The organism is Joostella sp., assembly GCF_048266025.1.
Lineage (GTDB): Bacteria > Bacteroidota > Bacteroidia > Flavobacteriales > Flavobacteriaceae > Galbibacter > Galbibacter atrarenae.
In genome coordinates this window covers 37,973-48,841 of record NZ_JBLXAF010000008.1, presented here as the reverse complement: position 1 = coordinate 48,841, position 10,869 = coordinate 37,973, and the positions used below count along the sequence as shown (strand labels likewise).

The window sequence follows — 10,869 nt, the reverse complement described above, 5'->3', positions numbered from 1 at the left end:
ATATTTTATAAATTATCTGCGCCCTCCTCCATAAACTCCAACGCCAACGCTAGGCACTACTCTTGGACCATGTGAACCCCAAACAACATCTACTCCCGCATGACTAGAAATATGTGCATTAGCACAAGATGTTATACTTAGAACTGAGAAACATATAAAAACGAATGCTAAAAATGTTATTACTTTTTTCATCTGATTAGATTTTCTTAATTATTATAATTCTGTAAACAAACGGTTGCTCCATTAGGGTCTTCAAATACAACAATAGTTCCTTGCCTAACATTCATATCTGGCTTGATATAAATATGTGCATCGGTTTGTTGCAAAGTTTGATATACCCCGTTAATATCAGAAATTTTAATATATGGCACCCATTGTGTATTTGCTCCTTTAAGTGGATTATTCATCATTCCCGCTACTTTCTTATCATCGCTGTCATTAAAAATCCAATAATCCCTATCATCATCTCTTGTATAAGCAACATCAAGATTAAGCACTTTGGTATAAAAATTTATGCTTTTATCAATATCTGTACTCCATAATTCTTCCCAAATCCACTTTCCTTCTACATTTTCTAATAACGACATAGCTGGATTGTCAGTTTGAATAAATGACATTTTTTCTCCCAAAGGACCTTCTACTATTACTTGCTTTCCTATGTTTTCTCCTATTGTGAACTTATCGATTATAACACGACCTCCATTGGTTTTAACGCTGCTTATAGAAGCATCTATATTATTAGTTTTTACAGATGATATCCATGTCGAAGCATCCGCGTTTTTTATTTCTATCATACTTCCAATGGGTTTTCCATTATTAGAAATAATACTAATGTTTTGACCTTTCTTATTAATATCCTTGAAAGTCCACTTACAAATTTTAGCATAAAAGGCTTTAGATTCACTAATATTTGGAGTCACTAGATTATACCATACAATCCCCCCATTTGTTTGCAAATATGTTTCTGCAACAGGAATTGGCGCCTCATAACTTCTTGAAAAGCCAAACTGAACGGTTAGCAATAATGCTACAAAAGCAATAATTTTTTTTCTCATAACTTATTTTAATTTAATCTATAATAGTAAAGTTATACAAAAAAAGTAACTTAATCACTTGATTTACACAACGTATCACCTAATCATAAAACATTCATCAATCAATACTTTTAAACTCTTTAATAGCTTCGTTTGGTGCTATAATATTATATCCCTCCCAAAATGATGAGTCATAATCTGGCAAATATGTTGGAATTACTGTAGGTTCAGGAGTAAATTCTTCAAACTGTTGTTTATCGACTGGATTACATTCAAAAACTACTAATTCCACTTTAACTGAATTCTGAAGCGTAAAATCTACATCTGTTGCTATCTCATTTTGCTTTCTTCTACCTTTTACATTTTTATTCTTTTCAATAATAGTTACAGGCCTATCAAAACCTACTATCTCTCCACTATTTTCTTCTAGATATTTTAAACTATACTTTCCTCTGTCATTTTTAGTATATAGAAATGTCCCTTTTAAAAGGTAATCCTTATAAGAAACTCCAAAGAGATTTATATTTTTTAAAGGTTTTATATTTTCATAATCTAGTCTTACAATAGCATAATCATCGGCATTCACATACATCATACCCTTAAAATCTGCTCCTCCATCTGGCACAAAACTTATTTTATACACCAAGTCGTCTTTTAAGTACAATAGCTCTTCCAAAACAAAATCATACTTCCTTGATTTATGAATAAAATTTAGGTCGCTATCTTCATATATAAAATTTCGCTTTAAAATTATATTCATATAAGAAGATCTATATTTTAAAAAGTTCTCTTTTCTCTCTTTCTCCTTCTTGAGTTTGGCTTCCATAAGTGTATCCAACTCTTTATCAGCAAAAACTGAAGAATCGATATCCGATTTCGCACCAATAAGGCCTGATTTTATTTTAAAGTAAGAATCGCGTTTTACATGCTTTCGCATTATATTTTGTAACTTCTCTTCTACTCCTTTAAATGAAAGCTGATTATTTTTATCATATAATTCTGAAGCTTTTAAAATCGCCAATTTAGAAGTTTGGTTATCTTCCTCCATTTTGACATAAAGGTCTCCTAAAATTTCAGTATGATACGACGATTTACTTGGTACCGCCATTATTAAACTGTCTGTAAACTGCTGATTAATTTCTGGAATTGAGCTTTCTTTTATCTTTACACTTTTATTTTGAACATTGGTATAGTCTGAAGTTCGAAAAAATACTTTTTGCTCAACATAGTCAGTATCATAATTCATTTCTAAACTATCTTTCACCCTGTCTAAAATTTCTTCTACTGAATAATTTTTATTCAACAAAACAATCTCATCAAGCTCTATTTCCTTTGTCTCTAACTGAATAATTTTATCAGAAAAATCATTAGCACCATAACGAACTTCATTATAACCTAAACAACTTATAAACAAGGAATCAGTCTCTGAAACCACCTCATCTATATACAAAGTAAAGTCTCCAGTATCTGAGCTTATTACTCCATTCTTGTCATTATAAGAAATGGTAACAAAAGGAATGGGTTCTTGAGTTTTGGCATCTACAACCTTGGCTGTAATCGCTTCTTGAGAGAACAAATTATGAAGCGCTATTAAACAAAAGAAAAATGATAAGTAAATGTGTTTCATATAATAGATTTTAATCGAAAATAGCATATATACTGAATAATATACTCTCTTTTATAGTTTTGTTAGGTCAGTTTTATAACTATTTAACATCTTCTATAAAAAGTACATATCGTTATAATAATCACCAATTTGTACTCGTTAATTAAGAACCTTCCAATTTCTCAAAAAAATTTACCCTTTAGAAAGTTATTCCGTAACTTCGTAACCGCAAAATTTCAGATAAATAAAAAATCTACGATATGAGTAAATACGATGTAATCGTTTTGGGTAGTGGTCCAGGAGGATATGTAACTGCCATTCGCGCTTCGCAACTCGGTTTTAAAACCGCTGTTATTGAGAAGGAAAGCCTTGGAGGTGTATGTTTGAACTGGGGATGTATCCCTACAAAAGCCCTTTTAAAATCGGCTCAGGTATTCGAATACTTAAAACATGCAGACGATTACGGTATCAAGGTAAGCGATGTAGACAAAGATTTCGACGCTATTGTAAAAAGAAGTCGAGGTGTCGCTGAAGGAATGAGCAAAGGAGTTCAATTCCTAATGAAAAAAAATAAGATTGATGTTATCCAAGGTTTTGGAAAACTAAAATCTGGAAAAAAAGTAGACGTTAAAGATAAAGATGGGAAAACTACTGAGTATAGTGCAGACCATATTATTATAGCTACTGGTGCTCGTTCTAGAGAATTACCAAGCCTTCCACAAGATGGAAAAAAAGTAATTGGATACCGTGAGGCTATGACACTTCCTAAGCAACCTAAGAAAATGATAGTTGTAGGTAGTGGAGCGATTGGTATTGAGTTTGCTGGTTTTTATAATTCTATGGGAACTGAGGTTACCGTTGTAGAATACCTACCAAATATTGTTCCTGTAGAAGATGAAGATATCTCTAAACAATTAGAGAGAAGCTTCAAAAAAGCAGGAGTGAAAATAAAAACTTCAGCAGAGGTTACTAAAGTAGATACTTCTGGAAATGGAGTAAAAGCAACCATTAAAACTAAAAAAGGAGAAGAAGTTTTAGAAGCTGATGTTGTTCTTTCTGCAGTTGGAATTAAAACCAATATCGAAAACATTGGTTTAGAAGATGTGGGAATTTCTACAGACCGTGATAAAATTTTAGTTAACGATTACTACCAAACTAATATCCCAGGATATTATGCTATTGGAGATGTTACTCCTGGACAAGCATTAGCACACGTTGCATCAGCAGAAGGAATTCTTTGTGTTGAAAAAATTGCTGGAATGCATGTAGAAGCTTTAGACTACGGTAATATTCCTGGATGTACTTATTGTACACCAGAAATCGCTTCTGTAGGGTTTACCGAAAAACAAGCTAAAGAAAAAGGATTTGACATTAAAGTTGGAAAATTCCCATTCTCTGCAAGTGGTAAAGCAAAAGCTGCTGGAACACCAGATGGTTTTGTAAAAGTTATTTTTGATGCGAAATACGGTGAATGGCTAGGTTGCCATATGATTGGTGCTGGCGTTACTGATATGATCGCTGAAGCTGTTATTGCAAGAAAGCTAGAAACAACAGGACATGAAGTACTTAAAACAGTTCACCCTCATCCAACAATGAGTGAAGCTGTTATGGAGGCTGTTGCAGATGCTTATGATGAAGTAATTCACCTATAGTATTATATAATATTAAAACACATATTTTCTAAATGCTGTTTGAGTATATACACTCAAACAGCATTTTTTTTATGCCCTAAAACGAACAAACTTCTTACATGTAAAGTCTCAAGAAAGATGTTTTAACATCCCTTTAATTCAATATTAACAGTATTTAACAGCGTAAAAGCTGGATATAGAGACTAAAAATATGTTAATTTTTTTCTATAAAACACTGACAGATAATACTCTATAATATTTTTTATAAAACGTGATTAAAATCACTATATAGAAGTATTTTTTCTACATACATTTGCTGTCGAATTTAAAAAATATCGAACATGAAGAAATTATTTTTTATTGCAGTAGCTGTATTTGGTTTTATAGCTACTACAAACGCACAAGGTTTTAATTACGGTATTAAAGGGGGAACAAACTTCTCTAATATTAGTGGAGACAATGGCGATGTAGACAATGCTAGAGTTGCATTATACGGAGGTTTATTTGCTGAATATGCATTTTCTGATAGAGTTTCTATTCAACCTGAGGTTTTGTACTCTTCACAAGGAGCTCATGAAACTTTTAAAACTTTTGATGCTTCTGGAGTTAACTCTTTAGAAACTACAGTAAGATTAGAGTATTTAAATGTACCTGTTATGCTTAAATATAGAGTATACAAAGGTTTAAATGTTCAAGTTGGTCCACAAGTTGGATTCCTTTTAAATGCAGAGCAAGAAGTAGAAAGTGGAAGTAACGGTTACGAATTAGCTGAAACAACAACAAACATCAATGAGTTTGTAACAGATGTAAACTTTGGTGTAAACTTTGGTTTAGGGTATGAGCTTAATAACGGACTTTTCTTTGACGGACGTTACAACCTTGGAGTTATTGACATTGCTCAAATGGACAATCAAGAGTTTAAAAACCACACGTTCCAAGTTGGATTTGGTTATAAATTCTAGAAATCTATAAACTAATATTGAATTTTACTTAATTAACGTTTTCATTTATAGATTTACATGCCCCGTAAAGATTTCTTTACGGGGCATATTTATTTTATTCGGGGAGTAAGTCACAATACCAAAAAGAAGTGTCCCATGTTACTTCTTTCTCATCTTTAAAACATTCATCGTCCTTAAAACAGTTATCATTATTACTCTTTGCAGGCGTATATGTTTTTAGAACCTTCTCGCCTATCTTAAAAGAAACTGGCGACTTAAATAACGGGCCATCAAAGACAAACGTATGGAATTCTCCATTTTCTCCACAAACATCTACCTCAGCTGGTAAATCGTCAATAAATTGCTGATCTATAATTCTCCCTACAAAAGATTTATCTAATAACTTAGCGTTAACGCTCACAGTGATTGCTTTAAACCCAAGCGCTATAAAATTTTCAATCAAAGCTTTGGTATCTATTTTCCATAAAGGGAATTCAGATTTAACACCAACTTCTTGTAATTTCTCTTCACGATACGTTTTTAAATCCTCTAAAAAAATATCTCCAAAAACAGCATGTGTATAACCTTCTGACTTTAATTCATTCATCGCTTGTTTCATCGTCCTGTCATATGATGACATAGAAACATTTCCTGATAAAGCAATTGTTTTTAAAGGAATCCCAATATTTTCTACTTGCTTAAATAATAATTCGTTCCGAAGCCCGTGCATAGAAACCCTATCTAAATCCGAATTTATAGTAGTAACCAATTTATCAATTGTAAAGTTAGGATTCTTAAGTATTTTATATAAAGCCAAAGCACTGTCTTTTCCTGTGCTCCAATTAAAATAAGTTTTATAAGGCATATATGAGTATTATATATTTGGGGAAAGCTATTTTAAGCTTTTGTTTATTAATTCTGAAAACTTTGAATAGCCAAATCATAACTCTGCATCCCGAAACCAAGAATAACTCCTTTTGCATTTGGAGATATGTACGATTGATGACGGAATTCCTCTCTACCGAAAGTATTAGATATATGAACCTCTACAACCGGCGTTGTAATACCTTTTATAGCATCTCCAATACCAATAGAAGTATGAGTATACGCTCCTGCATTAAGAATAATTCCATCATATTCAAAACCTACCTCATGTAACTTATTAATCAATTCTCCCTCCACATTCGATTGGTAATATGCTATAGAAACTCCTTTAAATTTTTGCTGAAGCACTCTCATATAATCTTCAAAAGTTTGCGAACCATAGATTTCAGGCTCTCGTTTCCCTAATAGATTCAAATTTGGTCCGTTGATAATGATAAGTTTCATGTGGTAGTCTTTTCCGTAAAAGTAAAAAAAATTAGCATAAAAAAACGGAAGCTAATGCCTCCGTTTTAAACTAATTTTATATTGTTTGCTATTCTAGAAGAAGAACCCTGCCCCTACTTGGAAAACACCATTATTCTGGTCATAATCATCAGATAAATCACCATCAAGAATATTTGATAAACCCCAATTATAACGACCATTCAAAAATAATCCGCTATCAAATTTATATCCGAGTCCAAAATTCAATCCAAAGTCAACACTACTGTAACTTCCATCTAAATCTAGGTCAGCATCAAATTCGTCTCCATCATAAGAAACCTCATCATTAACAAGGAACCCTATCTGTGGACCCGCTTCTAAACTTAATCCATCAGCAACATAATATTTTGCCATCAAAGGAACATTAATGTAATCTAGCTTTAGTTTTAAATCATCCTGTTTCCCTCCTTGAGAAGAGTACAACACTTCTGGTTGAAAAGAGAACTGTTCGCTTAACGGGATTTCTGCGACAGCACCTACATGGAAAGAGGTTCTTGTGTCTATATTATCTGTTTCATCTCCATTAATTTTTGCAAAGTTAAATCCTCCTTTTGCTCCAAATTGAACGTCTTGAGCTTGAGATATTGCAAACGTTCCTATAGCTAATACTGCTAAAAAATATTTTTTCATTCTATTATTTTTTATTGGTTTATAGTGCTAAGCTATTCAATCGGACTACAAATTCGTGTTATCAGATTGTTAATTACTTACTAATGTTTCTTAAAATGAAAGTCAATCGCCTTAACATCAACTAAGGATAATAATTACTCATCTCAACTTTGAATAAAAATTAATTCTAAATCAGAATCTTTAAATCAAATCGTAATAATTAGTACTTTCACATTATGAAATGGAGCCAAGCACTTATAGATTATCAGAACTTTTTAAAGATTGAAAGAGGCTTATCTAAAAACTCTGTAAGTAATTATTGCCTAGACATAAAAAAACTAATTAAGTTTTTAGAACTCCATGAAATGGAAGTTTCTCCAATTAAAATAAACACTGATACGCTTCAGGAATTTATTTATGAAACTGCAAAAAATATAAATGTACGCTCACAAGCGCGACTCATTTCAGGACTCAATAGCTTCTTTAACTATCTCATTTTTGAAGACTATAGAACAGATAATCCAATGGAACTTATCGAGTCTCCTAAAATAGGAAGAAAGCTTCCTGACACACTTGCCATTGAAGAAATAGATAAAATAATAGCTACGTTAGACCTAAGCACTCCAGAGGGAGAACGCAACCGTACGATGTTAGAGACTTTGTATAGCTGTGGGCTTCGCGTTTCTGAATTGGTTAATCTTAAAATATCTGATTTATTTTTTGAAGAAGGGTTTATAAAAGTTAGTGGTAAAGGTGATAAAGAACGCTTTGTACCTGTAGCCTCTTCTACTATAAAGTACATCGATATTTATATTAGCGATGTAAGGCCACATATTAATGTTCAGAAAAGTTATGAAGATTTTGTTTTTTTAAACAGAAGAGGGAAAAACTTAACACGTGCCATGATTTTTACAATAATTAAAAGGGCAACAGAGAAAGCTGGCATCAAAAAAAATATCAGCCCACATACATTCCGACATTCGTTTGCTACTCACTTATTACAAGGAGGAGCAGACCTAAGAGCCATCCAACAGATGTTGGGTCATGAAAGCATAACTACAACAGAAGTTTATATGCATTTAGATAGAAATGACCTTGCTAATACAATCGAAAAACACCACCCTAGAAAAGATTTTTAACTTTTTGTTATTGCAATATCTCCAATATTATAATGAACTTTATAGAGTTACATACAATAAATTAAAATAAAGACTATGAAATTCTATACATTAAAAAATGACCAAAAACTACCTGCAATAGGACTTGGAACATGGAAATCTGAACCAGGAAAAGTAGGAGAAGCGGTAATAGAAGCTATAAAATCTGGATATAGGCATATAGATTGTGCCGCCGTATATGGTAATGAAGCCGAAGTTGGTGAAGCACTTAAAACTGCATTTGCACAAGGTCTTGTTGCAAGAGAAGATTTATGGATTACTTCAAAACTATGGAATAATGCTCATGAAAGCGATAAAGTAATTCCCGCTTTACAAAAGACATTAAAAGATTTACAATTAGATTATCTCGACCTCTATTTAATACATTGGCCAGTAGCTTTTAAAGCAGATGTTGGATTTGCTAGTAAAGCAGATGAATTTTTAACTCCAGAAGAGGCTCCAATAATTGAAACTTGGAAAAAAATGGAAGAAGCATACAACAAAGGCTTTGTAAAAAGTATTGGCGTTTCTAATTTTAGTTTAAAAAAATTAAAAAGCCTATTGGTAGACGCTACACTTCCGCCAGAAGTAAACCAAGTGGAATTACATCCTTTACTCCATCAAGAGGAACTTTTGGAGTTCTGTAATAACAATTCTATAATTCTAACTGGCTATTCTCCTTTAGGCTCTGGAGATCGCTCTCAAGAAATGAAGAAAGACGATGAGCCAAATTTATTAGAAAATGAGGTGATTTCAAAAATTGCTATGGCTCACGATTGCTCTCCTGCACAAGTTTTAATTAGCTGGCATTTAAGTCGTGGAACATCTGTAATTCCTAAATCTACTAATCCAAAGAGAATTAAAGAAAATTTAGATAGTTATAAAATAGAACTTACTGAAAAGGATTTACAACAGATAAAAACATTAGATAAAGGTTACAGATATGTAGACGCTACTTTTTTTGAAGTTCCAGGAGGTCCCTATAAAAATATATATGATGAATAGATTATAAATAAAATGCGGTAAAACTATTCTGTTTTTACCGCATTCATTTTTACAACTTTTGTTTTTTCCTTTTTATAAGGCCTTATTATCAAACGTGCTTCTCTGTCAAAACGAATATAATTGTATACCCAATTTATAAATACTACTACTCGGTTTCTAAAACCGATTAGAAAAAATAAGTGAACAAACATCCAAACAAACCAAGCGAATACCCCTTGAAATTTAAATTTAGGCATGTCTACAACCGCTTTATTTCTTCCAACGGTAGCCATCGTTCCTTTATCTTTGTAAACAAATGGTTTCATTACCTTTTCATCTTCTAGAAAAGCCACCAAATTAACTCCCAAATGCGTTCCTTGTTGAATAGCTACTTGCGCTACCATAGGATGTCCCGCAGGAAAATCATCACTAACCATACAGGCAATATCACCTATTGCGAAAATATTTTTAAATCCTTCAACTTGATTATAATCGTTTACTTTTATACGATTACTAAAAGTGATGCTATCCTTACCATCAACTCCTTTTATAGTTTCTCCTTTTACTCCAGCTGCCCATATTAAAGTGGCTGTATGGAATGTTAGATCTGTATTAGTGGTTACTAAATCTCCATCATAGCTGGTAACACGTGTATTCTTCCATACATTCACTCCCAATTCTTCTAAGTAATCCTCAGCCTTTTCGGAAGCTTTTTCGCTCATCCCTTTTAATAACTTATCTCCAGACTGCACAATATTTATTTGCGCTCTCCGCGTATCAAGATCTGGATAATCTTTAGGTAGAATTCCTCTTTTTATTTCGGCCAAAGCACCGGCTAGCTCTACTCCTGTGGGACCAGCACCTACAATTACAAAATTCATTAAAGCATCTTGCCTGTCCATACTATCTGTTAGCAAGGCTTCTTCAAAATTTTCAAGAATAAGACTTCTTAAGTTTAATGCTTCAGGAACCGTTTTCATTATCATACTATTGGCTTCGATCTCTTTATTTCCGAAGAAATTAGTTGTAGAACCTGTAGCTAATACTAAATAATCGTATTTAAGAGGTCCAATATCTGTATCCAATGTATTTTTTTCTGAATCTACACCTTTTACCATTGCCAAACGAAAATAAAAATTCGGATATTTAGAAAGTATCTTTCGAATAGGATAAGCTATAGAATCTGGCTCTAAACCTCCCGTAGAAACTTGATATAACAAGGGTTGGAAAGTATGGTAATTATGTTTGTCTAGCAATACAACTTGCATTTCTTGTTTTGCTAGTTTTTTTGCCAAAGCAATGCCTCCAAATCCTCCACCAATAATAACAACTCGTGGGTAGCTAGTTTGAGGTATATTCATATATACAATAGTTATTTTCTCTATAAATTAATCTCAATAAAATGAGATTACATCTGTAATTACTTTACTTAAAAAGCTTAATAATGTTGTGTTTCTCAAATTTAAAGTTATTCTTCGAGAAAATTCAATATATCCATAAATATATCCCAAGAGCTTAATAGATTGAATAGGAGTCGAA

Annotated in this window: 11 protein-coding genes; 4 read left to right on the top strand and 7 right to left on the bottom strand. The window is 32.5% G+C overall.

From position 1 onward, the window contains the following. Nucleotides 1-12 precede the first annotated feature (12 nt). The 3 genes from ACN0TY_RS13270 to ACN0TY_RS13260 all read right to left on the bottom strand — a co-directional run bounded on the left by ACN0TY_RS13270 (nt 13) and on the right by ACN0TY_RS13260 (nt 2,661). Nucleotides 13-192 carry a hypothetical protein gene (locus ACN0TY_RS13270; RefSeq protein WP_417444877.1) on the bottom strand — a complete coding sequence of 60 codons (180 nt, stop codon included), beginning with the start codon at nt 190-192 and terminating at the stop codon, nt 13-15. A gap of 14 nt (nt 193-206) precedes the next feature. Further along, on the bottom strand, nt 207-1,055 hold the full coding sequence (locus ACN0TY_RS13265; RefSeq protein WP_417444876.1) for a VOC family protein: 849 nt from the start codon (nt 1,053-1,055) through the stop codon (nt 207-209). A gap of 97 nt (nt 1,056-1,152) precedes the next feature. Beyond that, nucleotides 1,153-2,661 (bottom strand): carboxypeptidase-like regulatory domain-containing protein, encoded by a 1,509-nt coding sequence (locus ACN0TY_RS13260; RefSeq protein ID WP_417444875.1) that lies wholly within the window; start codon nt 2,659-2,661, stop codon nt 1,153-1,155. 239 nt (nt 2,662-2,900) lie between these two features. On the opposite strand from ACN0TY_RS13260, the gene lpdA reads away from it, so the two are divergent. Both lpdA and ACN0TY_RS13250 read left to right on the top strand, forming a co-directional pair. After that, on the top strand, nt 2,901-4,292 hold the full coding sequence (gene lpdA / locus ACN0TY_RS13255) for a dihydrolipoyl dehydrogenase (protein WP_417444874.1): 1,392 nt from the start codon (nt 2,901-2,903) through the stop codon (nt 4,290-4,292). Between the two features lie 320 nt (nt 4,293-4,612). Beyond that, nucleotides 4,613-5,233 (top strand): porin family protein, encoded by a 621-nt coding sequence (locus ACN0TY_RS13250; RefSeq protein ID WP_417444873.1) that lies wholly within the window; start codon nt 4,613-4,615, stop codon nt 5,231-5,233. Nucleotides 5,234-5,327: 94 nt separating this feature from the next. Here the strand turns inward: ACN0TY_RS13250 and ACN0TY_RS13245 are convergent, their stop codons facing one another. The 3 genes from ACN0TY_RS13245 to ACN0TY_RS13235 all read right to left on the bottom strand — a co-directional run bounded on the left by ACN0TY_RS13245 (nt 5,328) and on the right by ACN0TY_RS13235 (nt 7,210). Then, nucleotides 5,328-6,077 (bottom strand): diphthine--ammonia ligase, encoded by a 750-nt coding sequence (locus ACN0TY_RS13245; RefSeq protein WP_417444872.1) that lies wholly within the window; start codon nt 6,075-6,077, stop codon nt 5,328-5,330. Nucleotides 6,078-6,124: 47 nt separating this feature from the next. Further along, nucleotides 6,125-6,541: a type II 3-dehydroquinate dehydratase gene (gene aroQ / locus ACN0TY_RS13240; RefSeq protein ID WP_236959004.1), complete on the bottom strand. Its 417-nt coding sequence runs from the start codon at nt 6,539-6,541 to the stop codon at nt 6,125-6,127. Nucleotides 6,542-6,634: 93 nt separating this feature from the next. Next, on the bottom strand, nt 6,635-7,210 hold the full coding sequence (locus ACN0TY_RS13235; protein ID WP_417444871.1) for a porin family protein: 576 nt from the start codon (nt 7,208-7,210) through the stop codon (nt 6,635-6,637). A 215-nt stretch (nt 7,211-7,425) separates the two neighbouring features. Here ACN0TY_RS13235 and xerD point away from each other — a divergent pair, with 215 nt between their 5' ends. Next, complete coding sequence (gene xerD / locus ACN0TY_RS13230; RefSeq protein WP_236959001.1) at nt 7,426-8,328, top strand: site-specific tyrosine recombinase XerD; 903 nt, start codon at nt 7,426-7,428, stop codon at nt 8,326-8,328. A 75-nt stretch (nt 8,329-8,403) separates the two neighbouring features. After that, nucleotides 8,404-9,351, top strand: a complete 948-nt coding sequence (locus ACN0TY_RS13225; RefSeq protein ID WP_417444870.1) for an aldo/keto reductase — start codon at nt 8,404-8,406, stop codon at nt 9,349-9,351. Between the two features lie 23 nt (nt 9,352-9,374). Here ACN0TY_RS13225 and ACN0TY_RS13220 read toward each other — a convergent pair whose 3' ends face one another. After that, entirely contained in the window at nt 9,375-10,691 is a 1,317-nt protein-coding gene (locus tag ACN0TY_RS13220) for an NAD(P)/FAD-dependent oxidoreductase (RefSeq protein ID WP_417444869.1), read from the bottom strand. Nucleotides 10,692-10,869: the final 178 nt, after the last annotated feature.